Origin of the sequence: Streptococcus hyointestinalis (genome assembly GCF_011039275.1) — a bacterium.
GTDB classification, from domain to species: Bacteria; Bacillota; Bacilli; order Lactobacillales; family Streptococcaceae; genus Streptococcus; species Streptococcus hyointestinalis_A.
The window spans coordinates 1-21,212 of record NZ_JAAKGB010000002.1 but is presented as its reverse complement, the minus strand read 5'-3'; the positions used below and the strand labels follow the sequence as shown (position 1 = coordinate 21,212).

General features: G+C 45.0%; 11 protein-coding genes, 2 tRNA genes, 3 rRNA genes and 14 pseudogenes. All 30 read left to right on the top strand.

Going from position 1 to position 21,212, the window contains the following annotated elements; translation table 11 throughout:
* Positions 1 to 761, top strand: a 761-nt coding sequence (locus G5B60_RS11850) for a class I tRNA ligase family protein (RefSeq protein WP_164684298.1), incomplete at its 5' end; no start/stop codon positions are given.
* Positions 727 to 921, top strand: a complete 195-nt coding sequence (locus G5B60_RS11845) for a class I tRNA ligase family protein (RefSeq protein ID WP_164684297.1) — start codon at positions 727 to 729, stop codon at positions 919 to 921. The genes G5B60_RS11850 and G5B60_RS11845, both read left to right, overlap by 35 nt.
* Complete coding sequence (locus G5B60_RS11840; RefSeq protein ID WP_164684296.1) at positions 908 to 1,192, top strand: class I tRNA ligase family protein; 285 nt, start codon at positions 908 to 910, stop codon at positions 1,190 to 1,192. The genes G5B60_RS11845 and G5B60_RS11840 overlap by 14 nt, the downstream gene beginning before the upstream one ends.
* Entirely contained in the window at positions 1,189 to 1,356 is a 168-nt protein-coding gene (locus G5B60_RS11835) for a class I tRNA ligase family protein (protein ID WP_430523664.1), read from the top strand. Before G5B60_RS11840 ends, G5B60_RS11835 begins: the two co-directional genes overlap by 4 nt.
* Positions 1,301 to 2,007, top strand: a pseudogene (locus G5B60_RS11830) (class I tRNA ligase family protein); the annotation flags it as partial. The gene G5B60_RS11835 and the pseudogene G5B60_RS11830, both read left to right, overlap by 56 nt.
* Positions 1,984 to 2,361, top strand: a complete 378-nt coding sequence (locus G5B60_RS11825; RefSeq protein WP_430523665.1) for a zinc finger domain-containing protein — start codon at positions 1,984 to 1,986, stop codon at positions 2,359 to 2,361. The pseudogene G5B60_RS11830 and the gene G5B60_RS11825, both read left to right, overlap by 24 nt.
* Positions 2,362 to 2,456: 95 nt before the next feature.
* Positions 2,457 to 2,846, top strand: a pseudogene (locus G5B60_RS11150) (RidA family protein).
* 80 nt (positions 2,847 to 2,926) lie between these two features.
* Positions 2,927 to 3,708, top strand: a pseudogene (locus G5B60_RS11145) (DUF1003 domain-containing protein).
* A pseudogene (gene rapZ, locus G5B60_RS11140) lies at positions 3,692 to 4,579 on the top strand (RNase adapter RapZ). Before G5B60_RS11145 ends, rapZ begins: the two co-directional pseudogenes overlap by 17 nt.
* A pseudogene (locus G5B60_RS11135) lies at positions 4,576 to 5,548 on the top strand (YvcK family protein). The pseudogenes rapZ and G5B60_RS11135 overlap by 4 nt, the downstream one beginning before the upstream one ends.
* Positions 5,545 to 6,456, top strand: a pseudogene (gene whiA, locus G5B60_RS11130) (DNA-binding protein WhiA). The pseudogenes G5B60_RS11135 and whiA overlap by 4 nt, the downstream one beginning before the upstream one ends.
* Positions 6,457 to 6,474: 18 nt before the next feature.
* Positions 6,475 to 7,615, top strand: a pseudogene (locus tag G5B60_RS11125) (C69 family dipeptidase).
* Complete coding sequence (locus G5B60_RS11820) at positions 7,612 to 7,869, top strand: hypothetical protein (protein WP_430523663.1); 258 nt, start codon at positions 7,612 to 7,614, stop codon at positions 7,867 to 7,869. The pseudogene G5B60_RS11125 and the gene G5B60_RS11820 overlap by 4 nt, the downstream one beginning before the upstream one ends.
* A 90-nt stretch (positions 7,870 to 7,959) precedes the next feature.
* Positions 7,960 to 8,692 (top strand): annotated as a pseudogene (locus tag G5B60_RS11120) (CHAP domain-containing protein); the annotation flags it as partial.
* Between the two features lie 309 nt (positions 8,693 to 9,001).
* A 16S ribosomal RNA gene (locus G5B60_RS11110) occupies positions 9,002 to 10,550 on the top strand.
* Positions 10,551 to 10,603: 53 nt separating this feature from the next.
* Positions 10,604 to 10,676: transfer RNA gene (locus G5B60_RS11105), tRNA-Ala, on the top strand.
* 114 nt (positions 10,677 to 10,790) lie between these two features.
* A 23S ribosomal RNA gene (locus tag G5B60_RS11100) occupies positions 10,791 to 13,689 on the top strand.
* Between the two features lie 80 nt (positions 13,690 to 13,769).
* Positions 13,770 to 13,885: ribosomal RNA gene (rrf, locus tag G5B60_RS11095) — 5S ribosomal RNA — on the top strand.
* Together the 16S, 23S and 5S rRNA genes with 2 tRNA genes alongside form the textbook arrangement of a ribosomal RNA operon.
* Positions 13,886 to 13,890: 5 nt before the next feature.
* Positions 13,891 to 13,964: transfer RNA gene (locus tag G5B60_RS11090), tRNA-Asn, on the top strand.
* 153 nt (positions 13,965 to 14,117) lie between these two features.
* Positions 14,118 to 14,333, top strand: coding sequence for a hypothetical protein (locus G5B60_RS11085; RefSeq protein ID WP_164682209.1), 216 nt, complete (start codon positions 14,118 to 14,120; stop codon positions 14,331 to 14,333).
* 98 nt (positions 14,334 to 14,431) lie between these two features.
* Entirely contained in the window at positions 14,432 to 14,698 is a 267-nt protein-coding gene (locus tag G5B60_RS11080; RefSeq protein WP_164684071.1) for an ACT domain-containing protein, read from the top strand.
* An 11-nt stretch (positions 14,699 to 14,709) separates the two neighbouring features.
* Positions 14,710 to 16,046: pseudogene (locus G5B60_RS11075) on the top strand (PFL family protein).
* A 97-nt stretch (positions 16,047 to 16,143) separates the two neighbouring features.
* Entirely contained in the window at positions 16,144 to 16,842 is a 699-nt protein-coding gene (locus tag G5B60_RS11070; protein WP_164682211.1) for a histidine phosphatase family protein, read from the top strand.
* Positions 16,832 to 17,577 (top strand): annotated as a pseudogene (locus G5B60_RS11060) (M15 family metallopeptidase). The gene G5B60_RS11070 and the pseudogene G5B60_RS11060 overlap by 11 nt, the downstream one beginning before the upstream one ends.
* Before the next feature lie 130 nt (positions 17,578 to 17,707).
* On the top strand, positions 17,708 to 18,133 hold the full coding sequence (locus tag G5B60_RS11055) for a glucosaminidase domain-containing protein (RefSeq protein ID WP_164684299.1): 426 nt from the start codon (positions 17,708 to 17,710) through the stop codon (positions 18,131 to 18,133).
* Between the two features lie 148 nt (positions 18,134 to 18,281).
* Positions 18,282 to 19,286 (top strand): annotated as a pseudogene (hrcA, locus tag G5B60_RS11050) (heat-inducible transcriptional repressor HrcA).
* Positions 19,287 to 19,326: 40 nt separating this feature from the next.
* Positions 19,327 to 19,867: pseudogene (grpE, locus tag G5B60_RS11045) on the top strand (nucleotide exchange factor GrpE).
* Positions 19,868 to 19,983: 116 nt separating this feature from the next.
* A pseudogene (locus tag G5B60_RS11710) lies at positions 19,984 to 20,467 on the top strand (Hsp70 family protein).
* 67 nt (positions 20,468 to 20,534) lie between these two features.
* A pseudogene (locus tag G5B60_RS11815) lies at positions 20,535 to 20,760 on the top strand (Hsp70 family protein); the annotation flags it as partial.
* Between the two features lie 10 nt (positions 20,761 to 20,770).
* On the top strand, positions 20,771 to 21,212 hold a 442-nt coding region (locus G5B60_RS11695), incomplete at its 3' end, for an Hsp70 family protein (protein ID WP_346773333.1).

The following is a 21,212-nucleotide window of genomic DNA, read 5'->3' as shown; positions in this document are numbered from 1 at the left end:
GTGTTTCAGCAGATTGGGAAAATCCATACATCACACTTGTGCCAGCTTATGAAGCCGCACAAATCCGTGTCTTTGGTGCAATGGCAGACAAGGGCTATATCTACCGTGGGGCAAAACCAGTTTACTGGTCATGGTCATCTGAGTCAGCTCTTGCTGAAGCCGAAATTGAGTATCACGATATCGACTCAACATCTCTCTACTACGCCAACAAAGTCAAGGATGGCAAAGGTATCCTTGATGAAGATACTTATATTGTTGTCTGGACGACAACTCCATTTACCGTTACTGCTTCACGTGGTTTGACAGTAGGACCTGATATGGATTATGTTGTCGTGAAACCAGAAGGCAGCGAGCGTAAATACCTTGTTGCAGAAGGACTTTTTGACAGTCTTAGTGAGAAATTTGGTTGGGACAATCCAGAGGTTATCTCTCGTCATAAAGGTGCTGAGCTTGAGATGATCGTCACAGAGCACCCATGGGATAGCGAAGTAGATGAGCTTGTTATCCTTGGTGACCACGTAACACTAGACTCTGGTACAGGTATCGTCCACACCGCTCCAGGTTTTGGTGAGGATGACTACAATGTTGGTATCAAATACGGTCTTGAAGTTGCTGTTACGGTCAATGAGCGTGGTCTCATGATGGAAAACGCTGGTAGCGACTTTGAAGGACAATTTTATGACAAGGTAACACCACTGGTTCAAGAAAAACTAGGTGATTTACTACTTGCTAGCGAAGTCATCAACCACTTACCCATTTGACTGGCGTACTAAAAAACCAATCATCTGGCGTGCCGTTCCACAATGGTTTGCTTCTGTTTCTAAATTCCGCCAAGATATTTTGGATGAGATTGAAAAGACAAGCTTTAATCCAGCATGGGGACAAAAACGTCTCTACAACATGATTCGTGACCGGTGGTGACTGGGTCATTTCACGTCAACGTGCTTGGGGTGTGCCACTTCCTATCTTCTACGCTGAGGATGGCACAGCTATCATGACTAAAGAAGTAACAGACCATGTCGCAGACCTCTTTGAAGAACACGGCTCAATCATCTGGTGGGAACGTGAGGCAAAAGACCTCTTGCCGGAAGGCTTCACGCATCCAGGTTCACCAAACGGTCTCTTTACTAAAAGAAACAGATATCATGGACGTTTGGTTTTGACTCAGGATCTTCTTGGAATGGTGTCATGAACGCTCGTGAGGAACTTTCTTACCCAGCTGATCTCTATCTGGAAGGAAGCGACCAATACCGTGGTTGGTTTAACTCATCACTGATTACTTCTGTCGCTGTCAACGGTCATGCTCCTTACAAGGCTATCTTATCTCAAGGCTTCACGCTTGATGGTAAAGGGTGAGAAGATGTCTAAGTCACTAGGAAATACGATTTTACCAAGCGATGTGGAAAAACAATTTGGTGCTGAAATTCTACGTCTCTGGGTGACAAGTGTCGATACAAGTAATGACGTGCGTATCTCTATGGACATCCTCAAGCAAACCTCTGAAACCTACCGTAAAATCAGAAACACCCTTCGCTTCTTGATTGCAAATACTTCTGATTTCAAACCTGAGTGTGATACGGTGGCTTACGAAGACCTTCGTCCTGTTGATAAATACATGACCATCAGATTTAACCAATTGGTTAAAACAATTCGTGACGCTTATGAAGCTTATGACTTTATGGGCATTTACAAAGCAGTCATCAATTTTATCACGGTTGACCTGTCTGCCTTTATCTTGATTTTGCCAAAGATGTCGTCTATATTGAAGCTGCAAACAGCTTAGAACGCCGTCAAATGCAAACAGTCTTTTATGACATCCTTGTCAAATTGACAAAATTATTAACACCAATCCTTCCACACACAGCTGAGGAAATCTGGTCTTACCTTGAACATGAAGCAGAAGAATTTGTACAATTAGCCGAGTTGCCAAATTATCAAAACTTTGCTGGTCAAGAAGCGATTTTAGAAGAGTGGGAAGCCTTCATGACCTTCCGTACGCAAGCTCAAAAAGCTTTAGAAGAAGCCCGTAATGCTAAAATCATCGGAAAATCTCTAGAAGCTCATCTCACTGTTTATGCTTCTGAAGAAATCAAAATGCTGCTCTCTGCTCTTGATAGCGATATTGCACAACTGTTGATTGTGTCAGAATTGACCATCACAGACGAGGCTGCACCTAGTGATGTGATTCGCTTTGATGATGTTGCCTTTAGCGTGGCGCATGCTTCTGGTGAGGTGTGTGACCGTTGCCGTCGTGTGGACGAAACAGTCAAAGAACGCTCTTACAAGGCCACTATCTGTGACCACTGTGCAGAGATTGTCGAAGCGAACTTTGCAGAAGCTCTTCAAGAAGGTTTTGAATAATAGAAGACAAACAAGTGGGCATTTGCCTGCTTGTTTTTAGAATGGTAAAAAGTTGTGTTAATTTTCTGAAAAATATGCTAAACTATTAGTATCTTTTGGAGGTATATTATGGTAAAACAATTCAAACTAAGCAAGCGCCAAGGCTATCGGACCTTACGTTCAAGGCAAAGTTTCGGTGATTTCTTATTTGCAAGTGGACAAGTTCCTCTCTCACCAGAGACAGGCGACATTGTCGGAGAGACGATTGAGGAACAAACAAAGCAAGTGCTATCAAACGTCAAAGCATTTTAAAAGAGCTGTGCGACTTTGATAAAGTGGTTAAGACAACCTGTTTTCTAAGTGATATCAATGACTTTGCAGTCTTTAATGCTGTCTATGAGACAGCTTTTAAAGAAACTTTTCCAGCACGTTCTTGTGTAGAAGTGGCACGTCTTCCTAAGGATGTCAAGGTAGAAATCGAAGTCATTGCTTATCTAGCGGACTAAAAAGGGCTATGCCCTTTTTCTTTAGCTTTCAAGTGTCGCTTAGAGGTGGATGTGGTATAATAATCTAAAGGAGTGATACAGTGAGTAATAATGCAATCTATCAAGATGCAATAACAGGTGACGACTTCTCAAAAGATCAAGGTGTTTTTTTGAAAGATTTAGAGCGTCCCTTAATCAACTTAATTCAAGAAGACCATCCCAATCTAAGCCCAGATGCTTTTATCAGTAATGAAACCTTAGCCAACTATCGCTTGCGCTACCTAAATGCTATTATTGACAATGCCAACACTAAAATGATAATATCCGTGAGCTAGTGGTCAATGTCAGTAAAAACCAACTCTCAGACAAGATGGACGTTGGTGAGCAGTGGAATGCTAAGGTGACCTTTGGTCAAAAAATCGCAGATGCTGTGGCTCGCTTTGGTGGTTCTTGGACCTTTATCATCTGCTTTGTGCTCTTGATGATTATCTGGATGGCGTTAAATGTTATCAAACCGTTTGGCATTGTTTTTGATGCTTATCCCTTTATTTTGTTGAATTTAGCTTTATCTACCATTGCAGCGATTCAAGCGCCTTTGATTATGATGAGTCAAAACCGTGCTTCAGATTATGACCGCTTGCAGGCTCGAAATGACTTTTTGGTCAATCAAAAATCTGAAGAAGAAATCAGGCTTTTACATGAAAAGCTTGACCACTTGGTGCAGCAAGACCAGTCAGATTTATTGGCTATTCAAAAATTACAAACCGAAATGCTTTTGTCAATGACAGAGCAGTTGGATGATTTGCAAAAGAGAAATCAAGAACTCTTAACTCGCCTAGAGCTGCTTGAGAGAAAGGATGATGAAAATGACAAAACCAATTGAGTTAGTGATCGTGACAGGAATGAGTGGAGCTGGGAAAACCGTTGCCATTCAGTCCTTTGAGGATTTAGGTTATTTTACCATTGATAATATGCCACCGACCTTGTTGCCAAAATTTATCAAGCTGGTTGAGCAGTCGGGCGAGACAAACAAGGTCGCTTTGGTTGTGGACATGCGTAGTCGTCTTTTTTTCAATGAAATCAATGCGATTTTGGACAAGATTGAGACAAATGAACGTGTCAAGGTGAAGATTCTCTTTTTGGATGCGACTGATGGCGAGCTGGTGTCACGCTACAAAGAGACCAGACGTAGCCACCCATTGGCTTCAGACGGGCGTGTTCTTGATGGCATTACTTTAGAGCGTGAATTGCTAGCGCCGCTAAAGAGTTTGAGTCAAAATGTCGTAGACACGACAGAACTGACGCCACGTCAATTGCGCCAAGTCTTGTCAGAACAGTTTTCATCGGATGACAATAAAAGTTCTTTCCGCATTGAAGTGGTGAGCTTTGGTTTCAAGTACGGCTTGCCGCTGGATGCTGACTTGGTCTTTGATGTGCGTTTTCTGCCAAATCCCTACTACAAGCCAGAACTAAGAGATAAAACAGGATTAGACAAGGATGTTTATGACTATGTCATGGGCTTTGAGGAGTCAGAAAGCTTTTATCAGCACCTCCTTGATTTGATTGAGCCGATTTTACCAGGTTATCAAAAGGAAGGTAAGGCTATTTTGACTATTGCTGTGGGCTGCACAGGTGGTCAGCATCGAAGTACAGCTTTTGCCATCGTTTAGCAGAGGATTTGAAAGCCCACTGGTCTGTGAATGAAAGTCATCGTGACAAAGACCGTAGGAAGGGAGACGGTAAACCGTTCATGAGAAAACCCAAAATTACAGTGATTGGTGGAGGAAACTGGTATTCCTGTCATCTTGAACAGCCTGCGGTTAGAGGATGCGGACATTACAGCAGTGGTGACAGTTGCTGACGATGGTGGCTCTTCTGGTAAATTGCGAGGCAGCATGCGCCTGACTCCACCAGGTGATTTGCGCAATGTGCTTGTTGCTATGAGTGATATGCCACGTTTCTATGAAAAGATTTTTCAATACCGCTTTGCAGATGGAGATGGTGATTTTGCTGGACACCCACTTGGTAATCTCATTATTGCTGGCATTTCAGAAATGCAGGGTCTACTTATAACGCCATGCAGATTTTAACCAAGTTTTTCCACATTTCTGGCAAAATTTACCCCTCAAGTGAGCAACCTTTGACGCTTCACGCTATTTTCCAAGATGGGCATGAGGTGGTGGTGAGAGTCGCATTGCTGATTATCAAGGCATGATTGACCATGTTTTTGTCACCAATACCTACAATAATGAGCGTCCTAAAGCCAGCCGTAAGGTGGTCAAAGCCATCATGGAAAGTGATATGATTGTCCTTGGACCAGGGTCGCTATTTACCTCGATTTTACCTAATCTCGTCATCCCAGAAATTAAGGAAGCACTTCTTGCGACACCTGCTGAGGTGGCTTATGTTTGTAATATCATGACCCAAAGAGGTGAGACAGAGCATTTCACAGATGCCAATCACGTTGAGGTGCTCAATCGTCATTTGGGGCGTGATGTGATTGACACTGTTTTGGTTAATATCGAAAAAGTACCAGAAGCCTATATGGTTTCAAACAGTTTTGATGAGTACTTGGTTCAAGTAGACCATGATTTTGCAGGGCTTCAAAAACAGGCAAAGCGCATTATCTCTTCTAACTTCTTGCGGTTAGAAAAGGCGGAGCCTTTCACCACGGAGACTTGGTGGTTGAAGAATTGATGAGTTTGGTAGGGAAAAAGCTATGAGTTTTACAACGACAGTCAAAGAAGAATTGCTCAGCCTTCCTATCCAAGATAAAAGTGAACTTTCAGCCATTATCAAGCTTTCAGGAAGCCTTGGCTTTGACTAGCAAGGGCTTGACCTTATCCATCACCAGTGAAAATGCTAAAATTGCAAGACATATTTATCAGCTACTAGAGCATTATTACACCGCCAGCCAGAGATTAAGTACCACTACAAGACCAATTTGCGTAAGAATCGTGTCTACACGGTTTTTGTGGATAAGGATGTGGAGACGATTTTGGCGGATTTGCAGCTGGCGGATTCTTTCTTTGGCTTAGAGACTGGGATTGAGGCGCATATTTTAGAGGATGATGATAGCGGTCGGAGTTATTTGAAAGGTGCTTTTCTAGCGACAGGAACAGTGCGTGACCCCGACTCGGGAAAATATCAGCTGGAGATTTTCTCCGTTTACCAAGACCATGCGGAGGATTTAGCCTCTCTCATGCAAAAGTTCATGCTCGACGCCAAGGTCATTGCCCATAAAAGCGGAGCTGTGACTTATCTTCAAAAAGCTGAGGACATTATGGATTTTTTCTTGGTAGTTGGCGCCCTTCAGGCAAAGGAATCTTTTGAGGAAGTCAAAATTTTACGTGAAACACGAAATGACCTCAACCGTGCCAATAATGCTGAAACTGCCAATATCGCTAGAACGGTGACAGCTAGTATGAAAACCATCAATAACATCATCAAAATCATGGATACGATTGGTTTTGATAGCTTGCCTAGTGATTTGCGTCAAGTCGCACAAGTGCGGGTGGCGCATCCAGATTACTCCATCCAGCAGATTGCAGATAGCTTGGACATAGCGATTACCAAGAGTGGTGTCAATCACCGCTTGCGTAAAATCAACAAAATTGCAGAAGAATTGTAGAACAGAAAGGATATATGTATGGCTTGTACGACGATTTTAGTTGGGAAAAAAGCGTCTTATGACGGCTCAACCCTTATCGCTAGAACAGAAGATTCGCAAACGGCGAATTTACGCCTAAAAAATTTATTGTAGTCAATCCAGAGGACCAACCTCGCCACTACAAATCAGTCTTATCCACTTTTGAGATGGATTTACCAGACAATCCTATGCGCTATACCTCCGTACCAGACGCCCTAGGCAAAGACGGTATTTGGGGAGAAGCAGGGATTAACGCTGTGAATGTTGCTATGAGTGCCACTGAGACCATCACGACAAATGCTAGAGTGCTTGGCGCTGACCCCTTGGTGCCATCAGGAATTGGTGAGGAAGATATGCTGACACTGGTTCTTCCATATATTCATAGTGCACGTGAGGGCGTTGAGCTTCTTGGTTCTATTTTGGAAAAATATGGAACCTATGAGAGTAATGGGATTGCCTTTTCAGATTGTGATGAGATTTGGTGGCTTGAGACGATTGGTGGACATCACTGGATTGCTAGACGTGTCCCAGATGACGCCTATGTGACCAACTCTAACCAACTCGGCATAGACTATTTTGAGTTTAATAATCCTAACGACTACCTTCATTCTAGTGATCTTCGTGATTTTATTGCCAAACATCACTTAGACTTGACCTATTCAAATGAGCACTTTAATCCACGCTACGCTTTTGGTAGCCAACGTGACAAAGACAGACATTACAATACCCCAAGAAGCTGGGCAATTCAGCGCTTTTGAACCCAGAAATAGAGCAAGATCCTAAGAGCTTTTTCATTCCTTGGTGTCAAAAACCGTATCGTAAGGTGACCGTTGAAGATGTCAAGTATGTGCTCAGCAACCACTATCAAGACACGATTTTTGATCCTTATGGACCAGAAGGAGATACTGTTAGTCAAAAAGCTTTTCGTCCAATTGGTATCAATCGTACCAGCCAGACAGCGATTTTACAGCTGCGTCCCAATCAACCTCACGAAACAACAGGTATCCAATGGCTTTCCTACGGATCAATGCCATTTGCGACCTCAGTTCCTTTCTTCACGCAGGTCACTAAAACGCCAGATTACTTTGCCAATACAAGTGAAAATGTCTCAACAGATAGCTTTACTGGACAAGCCGTTTGATTGCAGGTCTAGCAGACGCTCACTTCCATCAGCATGAAGGGCAGCTTGACGACTATATTGAAAAGACTATGGCACAAGGTCATGCTATGATTGGTAAAGTAGATGCTGCGCTAGCTGCAGGTGAAACAGTTGACTTTGAAGCAGAAAACCAAGCAATGAGCGACTATATTCAAGAAGAAACGCAAAAGCTGTTAAATAAAGTCTTGTTTGACTCTAGCAACCTAATGACAAATCGTTTCACTGTTAGCGACTAACCCCCAAAAGCCACCCTCTAGGTTGGCTTTTTTATGTGTTTTCCTTTATGTTTCCTATTCCTTTTCGAATAAGTAATACGAGGAGGATATATGAAAGCAAAATACAAAAGCCTATTATTACTAAGCCTGCTAGGCAGTAGCCTAGCCCTAAACACTACTAGCGAAGCCGCAGTACTTGGTGATAACTACCCGAACCAGTGGAAGAGTGGCTACGGCGCCGATAGCTGGGGCATGTACCTAAGACAGTGTACATCCTTCGTCGCCTTCAGACTAAGCAGCGCTAATGGCTTTAGCCTCCCTGGCGGGTATGGCAATGCCATCAGTTGGGGCAGTGTGGCTAGAAGCCAAGGCTACCGCGTAGACATGACTCCCGCTGTCGGTTCCGTCGCTTGGTTCTCAGCTGGCGTTAACGGCGCAGGAGGCTATGGACATGTGGCCTGGGTGGCAGAAGTCAATGGCGATACTGTCACCATTGAGGAGTACAACTACGATTGCGGCCAAGGTCCCGAGAAATACTACCGCCGCAGCTTCCATAAAAGCCAAGTGTCCGGCTACATCCACTTCAAGGACCTGGGGGCAAGCACCGTAACCTCATCCCCATCTGTGCAGTCAACCCCATCACCATCAAGTACACTCTCAACCAGCGGCACCTACACCTTCACTAGCCGCCACGGGATCAAGAACGCACCCCAACAATCCAGCAGCGATATCGCCTATTACGATGCCGGCAGCAGTGTCCGCTATGATAAAAACGGTCATCTCAGACGGCTATGAGTGGCTTTCCTATATCAGTTATTCTGGGGCTCGCCGCTATATCGCGATAGACTAAGAGAAAAGACCTTAGGGCCTTTTTTCATTTTTTTATAAAAAAGATTAAAAAAGTTATTGACAGTGTAGATGAAGTTTGATAAACTAATATAGCTGTCAAACGAGAGGACGTTAACACGAGAGGTTGAAAAAACTTCAAAAAAAGTGTTGACAAGCTATTAAAAGTTTGATAGAATATAGAAGTTGTCTCTTGAGAGACAAAGACCTTTGAGAACTGAACAAGACGATGTGCAGGGCTTCTTAAAGAAGTCAAAAATAAATCTGTCAGAGAACAGAATGAGTGAAGACTCAAACAAATCATGATTTAAATGAGAGTTTGATCCTGGCTCAGGACGAACGCTGGCGGCGTGCCTAATACATGCAAGTAGAACGCTGAAGGGAGAAGCTTGCTTCTTCTGGATGAGTTGCGAACGGGTGAGTAACGCGTAGGTAACCTGCCTGATAGCGGGGGATAACTATTGGAAACGATAGCTAATACCGCATAAGAGGTAATAACACATGTTATTAGTTTAAAAGGGGCAATTGCTCCACTATCAGATGGACCTGCGTTGTATTAGCTAGTTGGTAAGGTAACGGCTTACCAAGGCGACGATACATAGCCGACCTGAGAGGGTGATCGGCCACACTGGGACTGAGACACGGCCCAGACTCCTACGGGAGGCAGCAGTAGGGAATCTTCGGCAATGGGGGCAACCCTGACCGAGCAACGCCGCGTGAGTGAAGAAGGTTTTCGGATCGTAAAGCTCTGTTGTAAGAGAAGAACGGATGTGGGAGTGGAAAATCCATGTCGTGACGGTATCTTACCAGAAAGGGACGGCTAACTACGTGCCAGCAGCCGCGGTAATACGTAGGTCCCGAGCGTTGTCCGGATTTATTGGGCGTAAAGCGAGCGCAGGCGGTTTCATAAGTCTGAAGTTAAAGGCAGTGGCTTAACCATTGTACGCTTTGGAAACTGTGAGACTTGAGTGCAGAAGGGGAGAGTGGAATTCCATGTGTAGCGGTGAAATGCGTAGATATATGGAGGAACACCGGTGGCGAAAGCGGCTCTCTGGTCTGTAACTGACGCTGAGGCTCGAAAGCGTGGGGAGCAAACAGGATTAGATACCCTGGTAGTCCACGCCGTAAACGATGAGTGCTAGGTGTTGGGTCCTTTCCGGGACTCAGTGCCGCAGCTAACGCATTAAGCACTCCGCCTGGGGAGTACGACCGCAAGGTTGAAACTCAAAGGAATTGACGGGGGCCCGCACAAGCGGTGGAGCATGTGGTTTAATTCGAAGCAACGCGAAGAACCTTACCAGGTCTTGACATCCCGGTGCCCGTCCTAGAGATAGGATTTTGCTTCGGCACACCGGTGACAGGTGGTGCATGGTTGTCGTCAGCTCGTGTCGTGAGATGTTGGGTTAAGTCCCGCAACGAGCGCAACCCTTATTGTTAGTTGCCATCATTCAGTTGGGCACTCTAGCGAGACTGCCGGTAATAAACCGGAGGAAGGTGGGGATGACGTCAAATCATCATGCCCCTTATGACCTGGGCTACACACGTGCTACAATGGCTGGTACAACGAGTCGCAAGTCGGTGACGGCAAGCTAATCTCTTAAAGCCAGTCTCAGTTCGGATTGTAGGCTGCAACTCGCCTACATGAAGTCGGAATCGCTAGTAATCGCGGATCAGCACGCCGCGGTGAATACGTTCCCGGGCCTTGTACACACCGCCCGTCACACCACGAGAGTTTGTAACACCCGAAGTCGGTGAGGTAACCTTTTAGGAGCCAGCCGCCTAAGGTGGGATAGATGATTGGGGTGAAGTCGTAACAAGGTAGCCGTATCGGAAGGTGCGGCTGGATCACCTCCTTTCTAAGGAAAAAACGGAACTGTACATTGTCTTGTTTAGTTTTGAGAGGTCTTGTGGGGCCTTAGCTCAGCTGGGAGAGCGCCTGCTTTGCACGCAGGAGGTCAGCGGTTCGATCCCGCTAGGCTCCATAGAATCGTAAGATTCTAGATTGTCCATTGAAAATTGAATAACTATCAAATAGCAACAAGAAAATAAACCGAAACGCTGTGATTTAATGAGTTTAAGGTCAATAGACCAAATAAGGTTAAGTTAATAAGGGCGCACGGTGGATGCCTTGGCACTAGAAGCCGATGAAGGACGTGACTAACGACGAAATGCTTTGGGGAGCTGTAAGTAAGCGCTGATCCAGGGATGTCCGAATGGGGGAACCCACTAACTAATGGTTAGTATCCTACACTGTTAAGGTGTAGGAGGGAAGACGCAGTGAACTGAAACATCTAAGTAGCTGCAGGAAGAGAAAGCAAAAGCGATTGCCTTAGTAGCGGCGAGCGAAACGGTAAGAGGGCAAACCAAAGAGTTTACTCTTTGGGGTTGTAGGACTGCAATGTGGACTTAATGATTATAGACGAGTCATCTGGAAAGATGAGCCAAAGAGAGTAAAAGCCTCGTAGTCGAAATAGTGATTATACCTAGCAGTATCCTGAGTACGGCGGGACACGAGAAATCCCGTCGGAATCTGGGAGGACCATCTCCTAACCCTAAATACTCTCTAGTGACCGATAGTGAACCAGTACCGTGAGGGAAAGGTGAAAAGTACCCCCGGAAGGGGAGTGAAATAGAACCTGAAACCGTGTGCCTACAACAAGTTCGAGCCCGTTAATGGGTGAGAGCGTGCCTTTTGTAGAATGAACCGGCGAGTTACGATATGATGCGAGGTTAAGTTGAAGAGACGGAGCCGTAGGGAAACCGAGTCTTAATAGGGCGACTTAGTATCATGTCGTAGACCCGAAACCATGTGACCTACCCATGAGCAGGGTGAAGGTGAGGTAAAACTCACTGGAGGCCCGAACCAGGGCACGTTGAAAAGTGCTTGGATGACTTGTGGGTAGCGGAGAAATTCCAAACGAACTTGGAGATAGCTGGTTCTCTCCGAAATAGCTTTAGGGCTAGCGTCGATGTTAAGTCTCTTGGAGGTAGAGCACTGTTTGGGTGAGGGGTCCATCCCGGATTACCAATCTCAGATAAACTCCGAATGCCAATGAGATATAATCGGCAGTCAGACTGCGAGTGCTAAGATCCGTAGTCGAAAGGGAAACAGCCCAGACCACCAGCTAAGGTCCCAAAATAATTGTTAAGTGGAAAAGGATGTGGGGTTGCACAGACAACTAGGATGTTAGCTTAGAAGCAGCTATTCATTCAAAGAGTGCGTAATAGCTCACTAGTCGAGTGACCCTGCGCCGAAAATGTACCGGGGCTAAAACAATTTACCGAAGCTGTGGATCCCTTAGGGGATGGTAGGAGAGCGTTCTATGTGTGTTGAAGGTGTACCGTGAGGAGCGCTGGAACGCATAGAAGTGAGAATGCCGGTATGAGTAGCGAAAGATGGGTGAGAATCCCATCCACCGTAAGACTAAGGTTTCCAGGGGAAGGCTCGTCCGCCCTGGGTTAGTCGGGACCTAAGGAGAGACCGAAAGGTGTATCCGATGGCCAACAGGTTGATATTCCTGTACTAGTGTATGAAGTGATGGAGGGACGCAGTAGGCTAACTTGTCCCAGCGATTGGAAGTGCTGGGCTAAGCAGTGAGGTGTGATATGAGTCAAATGCTTATATCTATAACACCAAGCTGTGATGGGGAGCGAAGTTTAGTAGCGAAGTGAGTGATGTCACACTGCCAAGAAAAGCTTCTAGCGTTAATCATACACTACCCGTACCGCAAACCGACACAGGTAGTCGAGGCGAGTAGCCTCAGGTGAGCGAGAGAACTCTCGTTAAGGAACTCGGCAAAATGGCCCCGTAACTTCGGGAGAAGGGGCGCTGGCTTTAAGTCAGCCGCAGTGAATAGGCCCAAGCAACTGTTTATCAAAAACACAGCTCTCTGCTAAATCGTAAGATGATGTATAGGGGGTGACGCCTGCCCGGTGCTGGAAGGTTAAGAGGAGGGTTTAGCTTTTAGCGAAGATCTGAATTGAAGCCCCAGTAAACGGCGGCCGTAACTATAACGGTCCTAAGGTAGCGAAATTCCTTGTCGGGTAAGTTCCGACCCGCACGAAAGGCGTAATGATTTGGGCACTGTCTCAACGAGAGACTCGGTGAAATTTTAGTACCTGTGAAGATGCAGGTTACCCGCGACAGGACGGAAAGACCCCATGGAGCTTTACTGCAGTTTGATATTGAGTATCTGTACCACATGTACAGGATAGGTAGGAGCCTATGAAATTGGGACGCCAGTCTCAATGGAGGCGTTGTTGGGATACTACCCTTGTGTTATGGCTACTCTAACCTAGATAGGTTATCCCTATCGGAGACAGTGTCTGACGGGCAGTTTGACTGGGGCGGTCGCCTCCTAAAAGGTAACGGAGGCGCCCAAAGGTTCCCTCAGAATGGTTGGAAATCATTCGCAGAGTGTAAAGGTATAAGGGAGCTTGACTGCGAGAGCTACAACTCGAGCAGGGACGAAAGTCGGGCTTAGTGATCCGGTGGTTCCGTATGGAAGGGCCATCGCTCAACGGATAAAAGCTACCCTGGGGATAACAGGCTTATCTCCCCCAAGAGTTCACATCGACGGGGAGGTTTGGCACCTCGATGTCGGCTCGTCGCATCCTGGGGCTGTAGTCGGTCCCAAGGGTTGGGCTGTTCGCCCATTAAAGCGGCACGCGAGCTGGGTTCAGAACGTCGTGAGACAGTTCGGTCCCTATCCGTCGCGGGCGTAGGAAATTTGAGAGGATCTGCTCCTAGTACGAGAGGACCAGAGTGGACTTACCGCTGGTGTACCAGTTGTCCTGCCAAGGGCATCGCTGGGTAGCTATGTAGGGAAGGGATAAACGCTGAAAGCATCTAAGTGTGAAGCCCACCTCAAGATGAGATTTCCCATGATTTTATATCAGTAAGAGCCCTGAGAGATGATCAGGTAGATAGGTTAGGAGTGTAAGTGTGGTGACACATGTAGCGGACTAATACTAATAGCTCGAGGACTTATCCAAAGAGTCATAAAGAAGTAGCGTAAGGTTAACTTGTTTAGATAGTTATTCAATTTTGAGTAGACAAGAGATCTATTCAATAGTTAAGTGACGATAGCCTAGGAGATACACCTGTTCCCATGCCGAACACAGTAGTTAAGCCCTAGAACGCCTGATGTAGTTGGGGGTTGCCCCCTGTTAGATATGGTAGTCGCTTGGCTCTTATCCGCCATAGCTCAGTTGGTAGTAGCGCATGACTGTTAATCATGATGTCGTAGGTTCGAGTCCTACTGGCGGAGTTGATAAACAAATGAGAGGTGTTTACCTCTTTTTTTGTACTATACTTCTGTATCTACACTATTTTCGTTAAAAAGAACATGACAAAAATGTCATGTTCTTTTTTTAGGGGAGACGCTATAATAGATGTATCAAATATAACGAAGGAGTTAGTAATGAATACTTTAGATTTTGATTATTTGTTTTGGGTTGTTAAGCCGCTGATTTGTCAACTGCAGGTGGGGTGTGATGAGGAAAGAAGAGAAGATATCCTGAGAGAGAGCAAGTTGTTGTTCTACCGATTGGTGCAACAATATCCAGAGTTGTTGGAGGATAAGGAATGTTTCTATCGTTATTATATCTGGGCGGTGAAGAGAGAATTTCGGAAATAGCCATACAAATTGGAGGTTTGAGCGAAATTTGTTCGGATATAGTGGTAATTTCTTGTCATTTGTGGTAAACTAAACAAAAAGATTTTTGGAGGCAGATGATGAAAGCAATTATCACAGTTGTTGGTAAAGATAAGTCAGGGATTGTTGCGGCAGTTTCAACAAAAGTGGCAGAATTAGGCTTAAACATTGATGACATTACACAAACGATTTTGGATGAGTATTTTACAATGATGGCGGTGGTGTCTAGTGATGAGAAGAAGGATTTCTCTTATTTGCGAGCTCAGCTGGAAGATTTGGGTGAAGAGCTTCAAGTGAAGATCAATATTCAAAGTTCGGCTATTTTTGATGCCATGCATAATGTATAGGGAGAAAATCAATGGATATTAAGCAGGTTCAAGAAACAATAGAGATGATTGAGGAGCAGAATTTCGATATTCGTACGATTACGATGGGGATTTCGCTTCTTGATGTATTGATACTGATATTGACCGTGTAGCAGCTAAGGTTTATGACAAGGTTGTTGCAAAAGCAAGTAAGCTTGTTGAGGTAGGAGATGAGATTGCAAGTGAACTTGGTATTCCGATTGTTAACAAGCGTGTATCTGTGACGCCAATTTCATTGATTGGTGCAGCGACGGATGCAACGGATTATGTGCCGATTGCGAAGGCTTTGGATAAGGCAGCGCATGAGATTGGTGTTGACTTTATCGGTGGCTTTTCAGCTTTGGTGCAAAAAGGCTATCAAAAGGGCGATGAGATTTTGATCAATTCGATTCCTCGTGCTTTGGCAGAGACGGAAAAAGTGTGTTCATCTGTCAATATTGGATCGACCAAGTCAGGTATTAACATGACGGCGGTTCGTGATATGGGGCGTATCATCAAGGAAACTTCAGAAGCGTCTGAGATGGGTCCTGCCAAGCTGGTTGTTTTTGCAAATGCGGTTGAAGACAATCCTTTTATGGCGGGTGCTTTTCATGGCGTCGGTGAAGCGGATGTGGTCATCAATGTTGGTGTTTCTGGACCTGGTGTTGTTAAGCGTGCCTTAGAAAAAGTCCGTGGTGAGAGCTTTGATGTGGTCGCTGAAACCGTTAAGAAAACTGCCTTTAAAATCACTCGTATCGGTCAGTTGGTTGGTCAAATGGCAAGCGAGCGTTTAGGTGTGAAGTTTGGAATTGTTGATTTATCTTTAGCACCAACACCTGCTGTTGGGGACTCTGTTGCTCGTGTGCTGGAAGAGATGGGACTTGAAACAGTTGGTACGCACGGAACGACTGCTGCGCTTGCGCTTTTAAATGACCAAGTCAAAAAAGGCGGTGCTATGGCATGTAATCAAGTGGGTGGTTTGTCTGGTGCTTTCATCCCTGTCTCTGAAGATGAGGGGATGATTGCTGCGGTGCAGTCAGGTTCGCTCAATCTTGAAAAACTCGAAGCTATGACGGCTATCTGCTCGGTTGGGCTTGATATGATTGCCATCCCAGAGGATACGCCAGCAGAAACGATTGCAGCTATGATTGCGGATGAGGCGGCAATTGGGGTTATCAATCAAAAAACAACAGCTGTGCGCATTATTCCAAAAGGTCAAGAAGGCGATATGATTGAGTTTGGTGGTTTGCTTGGGACTGCACCAGTCATGTCTGTCAATAAAAATTCTTCGGCGGCCTTTATCGCTCGTGGTGGACAGATTCCAGCGCCGATTCACAGTTTTAAAAACTAACTCCTACTCCAGCTGGTCTGGAGTTTTTTTAGTCTTTGGTATGAAAGCCTTTTAGAATTTGTTATAATAAAAGAAAAGCCTTTTGGAGGTAAGGAAGATGGCTAAGACACGTCTATACATTGTGCGTCACGGCAAGACAATGTTTAATACGATTGGTCGGGCGCAGGGGTGGAGCGACACACCTCTGACAGCAGAAGGAGAACGTGGGATTTATGAGTTGGGGCTTGGTCTTAAAGAAGCGGGGATTTCATTTAAAGAAGCTTTTACAAGCGATAGCAGCAGGACCGTGCAGACGCTTGAGATTATCCTAGAAGCCTGTCAGCAGGACTTTATCCCGCATACACGAGATAAGCGTATTCGTGAGTGGTGTTTTGGTAGTCTTGATGGAGCTTATAACGGCGAGTTATTTGGCGGTGTTTTGCCTCGTATTTTTAAAAAAGACATTAAGGATTTGACTTACCAAGAAATCGCTGAAGGTATCCAACAGGTGGATACAGCAGGCTGGGCTGAGAGTTGGGAGACGATCAAGGAGAGAATCTGGCTGGGCTTTTTAGCAATCGCAGATAAGGTGGAGAGCGATGGCGGGGGCAATGCCATCATTGTCAGTCATGGAATGACCATTGCGACGCTGATGTGGCTGATTGATCCAAAGACGCCTAAAGGGTTAGCGCTGGATAACGGCAGTGTGTCTGTTGTGACCTATGAAGACGGCGCATTTACTATTGAAAAAATAGGCGATATGTCTTATCGTAAGGAAGGACGTCGTCTTTTAGAAGAAGGGGAATATGAAAACTAGTTTTACAAAGCGTTTAGTGGCAGGGATTGTTATTATTGTGTTTGTGCTAGCCATTGTCTATTTTATAGGAGGAAAAAAAGACAATCAGCAGTCCACAGCTACAACTAAACCAGTCAATCAACGACAACATCATCCAAGAAAAAGACAAGCTCGCTGCCTAATGTTTCTGCTAGCGACTGGGAGCTGGTCTTGGTCAATCGTGACCATATCACAAAAGAGATGAATCCAGAGCTAGCCACTGTCAACGGTATCTCAGTTGATGCTCGTATCGCTGAAAATGTTGAGGCTTTTCTTGCTGCAGCGCAAGCGATTGACGCCAGTGAGCACCTCATCTCGGGCTACCGTAGCGTGGCTTATCAAGAAGGGCTATTTAACAGCTACGTCCAGCAGGAAATGGCAGCAGACCCGAGCTTATCGGAGTCTGAGGCTGAAACCTTGGTTAAGACCTACTCACAGCCAGCGGGTGCTAGTGAGCACCAAACAGGGCTCGCTATTGATATGAGTACGGTGGATGCGCTCAATCAAAGTGACACAACTGTTGCTAAGCAAGTTCAAGCCTTGGCACCTCAATATGGTTTTGTCCTGCGTTTTCCAAAGGGAAAATCCTCTAGCACAGGTGTTGACTACGAGGACTGGCACTTCCGCTATGTGGGTAAAAAGTCAGCAGAGTATATGACCAAGCATAATCTCACTTTAGAAGAATATGTAGCATTGCTGGAGGAAAGAGATGCGTAAGCGTTTTCATTAGTACAAGCTGTTTTAGGCTTACTCATTTTGTGTTTGTCTTTGTGACGCCTCTGGTTGTGCACCGTGAGGGACTGTCTGCTCAGGAAAAGCGGATACTTCTCAGACGAAGACTGCCTTTATCAAGTCCATTGCCCCCGCCAGTCAAGAGCTGGCTAAAGCTTATGGGATAAAACCTTCTATTATCATTGCACAGGCGAGCTTGGAGTCAGATTTTGGTAGAACCTTGCTGGCTAGACGTTATGATAATCTTTTTAACAGCAAAGCGTTGACAGGAGAGGCTTTTATCAAGCTGCGTGACAGCAACGGGCAGCAGGTCTCCTATGCACGCTACAAGTCCTATCAAGAAAGTATCAGCGCTTATCTGGCACAACTAAAAGCAGGGCAAATTGGAAACTCTAACAGTTACAGGCTCTTTGTAGCCAATAAAAATGTCAATACTCTGGCGGATGTTTTGCAGAGTTCAGGCTTTTCAACCAGCAAGACCTATGCTAAGGACTTGAAAAGTATCATCAAAACCTATCAATTAACCGATTACGACAAGTAATTAGCACTCAGAAAAAAGAGTGCTAATTTTTTTGCTTTTTTCTTGACAATCTTTTTAAAAGAGATATAATAGAAACATAGATTAGCAGTCTAACTATTAGAGTGCTAAAAGAAAGGGTGGATGCGATGATTACACACGTCAAAATGATATTTTGAATTTAATTGTCGAGATGTTCACTCAAACCCATGAGCCTGTTGGCTCCAAAACGCTAAAGGATGCGATTGACTCTAGTAGCGCCACCATTCGTAATGATATGGCAAAGCTGGAAAAGTTAGGGCTTTTAGAGAAGGCGCATACCTCTAGCGGTAGGATGCGAGTGCGGCTGGGTTTAGGTACTTCGTGGAACATTCCCTGACGGAAAGTGCTGATGAGGCTGATGTCTATCAGGTGATTAAAGCCTTTGACTTTGAAGCCTATAAGTTCGAGGATATTTTAAAGCAAGCTGCAAAGCTGTTGAGTGATTTGACAGGCTATAGCGCCGTTGTTTTGGATGTTGAGCCTAGCAATCAACGCTTAACGAGCTTTGATATTGTGCAGTTGAGTAGTCATGATGCGCTAGCAGTTATGACCCTTGACGAATCAAAGTCACTGACAGTGCAGTTTGCCATTCCAAAGAGCTTTTTGGCACGTGACTTGGTGACACTAAAGCAACTCGTAGCAGAGCGTCTGCTAGGCAGTTCGCTGATGACCATTCACTATAAGCTAAGAACAGAAATCCCTCAGTTATCCAACATTACTTTAAAACGGTTGATGGTGTCTTGGAGTTGATTGATTATCTGTTTCAAAGTTTATTTGACGAGACGGTCTTTATCGCAGGTAAGGTGCACTCGCTCAACTACGCGACGCTTGACACTATCAGTTTTTAGATGATAAGCAGGCGGTTGCTAGAGTTTTGCGTGATAGCTTATCAGATGAAGAAGTCACATCTGTTCAGGTTGCTGATAGCAAGGTGGCTGCGCTTAGTGATTTAACGGTTCTCAGTCGCAAGTTTTTGATTCCTTACCGAGGAATTGGAAGTTTGACTTTGATTGGTCCGATTGATATGGATTACAAGCGCTCCATTAGTTTGGTCAATGTGATTAGCCGTGTTTTAGCAGCTAAATTGACCGATTACTACCGCTATCTAAATAGCAATCACTACGAGGTCCATTAACTTTGAAATATAAGATAAAGTCTTTAGAGGAGGCGATCCAGTGGCAGAAGAAACAAAAGAAGAAGTGAAAAAAGAAGACGTCGAAGTCGAAGAAGTAAAGGAGCCGGTTGTTGAGGAAGTGGTTGAGGAGGAAACTCCTAAAAAAACAGAACTAGAGTTGGCACAGGAAAAAGCTGAAGAGTTTGAAAACAAGTATCTGCGTGCACACGCCGAGATGCAAAACATTCAGCGCCGTGCCAACGAGGAACGTCAGCAATTGCAACGCTATCGCTCGCAAGATTTGGCAAAGCTATCTTACCAAGTCTTGACAACTTAGAGCGTGCTTTGTCTGTTGAGGGCTTGACAGATGATGTCAAGAAAGGTCTTGAGATGGTGCAAGCAAGCCTCATCCAAGCACTTAAGGAAGAAGGCGTTGAAGAGGTTGAGGTGGAAAGCTTTGACCACAATCTCCACATGGCGGTACAAACTCTGCCAGCGGATGACGACCATCCAGCAGATTAGTATCGCTCAAGTGCTCCAAAAAAGGCTATAAATTGCACGAGCGCTTGCTCCGCCCAGCTATGGTAGTTGTCTACAACTAGGATGTGGCGTGTTGAAGACGCAAAGTAAAAATAGAAAACATTCAAGAATATAAAGAGGTAAACATTATGTCTAAAATTATTGGTATTGACTTAGGAACAACAAACTCGCAGTTGCAGTGCTTGAAGGTACTGAAAGCAAAATCATTGCTAACCCAGAAGGAAACCGTACAACACCTTCTGTTGTCTCATTCAAAAACGGTGAAATCATTGTTGGTGACGCTGCAAAACGTCAAGCAGTGACAAATCCAGAAACTATCATCTCTATCAAATCTAAGATGGGTACTTCTGAAAAGTTTCTGCAAACGGTAAAGAATACACACCACAAGAAATCTCAGCTATGATTCTTCAATACCTTAAAGGTTATGCTGAAGACTACCTTGGTGAAAAAGTGACAAAAGCCGTTATCACTGTACCTGCTTACTTTAACGACGCACAACGTCAAGCGACTAAGACGCTGGTAAAATCGCAGGTCTTGAAGTAGAACGTATCGTCAACGAACCAACTGCAGCTGCTCTTGCATATGGTCTTGATAAGACTGATAAAGATGAAAAAATCCTTGTCTTTGACCTTGGTGGTGGTACTTTGACGTGTCTATCCTAGAACTTGTGATGGTGTCTTTGACGTTCTTGCAACTGCTGGTGACAACAAACTTGGTGGTGACGACTTTGACCAAAAATCATTGATTGGTTAGTGGATGAGTTCAAGAAAGAAAATGGTATCGACCTTAGCCAAGATAAAATGGCACTTCAACGTCTTAAGACGCTGCTGAAAAAGCCAAGAAAGATTTGTCTGGTGTGACATCTACTCAAATCAGCTTGCCATTCATCACTGCTGGTGAAGCTGGACCTCTTCACTTGGAAACAACACTATCTCGTGCTAATTTGACGATTTGACTCGTGACCTGTGGAACGTACTAAGACTCCAGTTCGTCAAGCTCTATCAGACGCAGGTCTTTCTATCTCTGACATTGACGAAGTTATCCTCGTTGGTGGATCAACTCGTATCCTGCCGTTGTTGAAGCGGTTAAAATCTGAAACTGGTAAAGAACCAAACAAATCTGTAAACCCTGACGAAGTGGTGGCTATGGGTGCTGCTATCCAAGGTGGTGTTATCACTGGTGATGTCAAAGACGTTGTCCTTCTTGACGTGACACCATTGTCACTTGGTATCGAAACTATGGGTGGAGTCTTTACAAAACTGATCGACCGCAACACAACTATCCCAACGTCTAAATCACAAGTCTTCTCAACTGCAGCAGACAACCAACCAGCTGTTGATATCCACGTGCTTCAAGGGGAACGTCCAATGGCAGCAGACAACAAGACTCTTGGTCGCTTCCAATTGA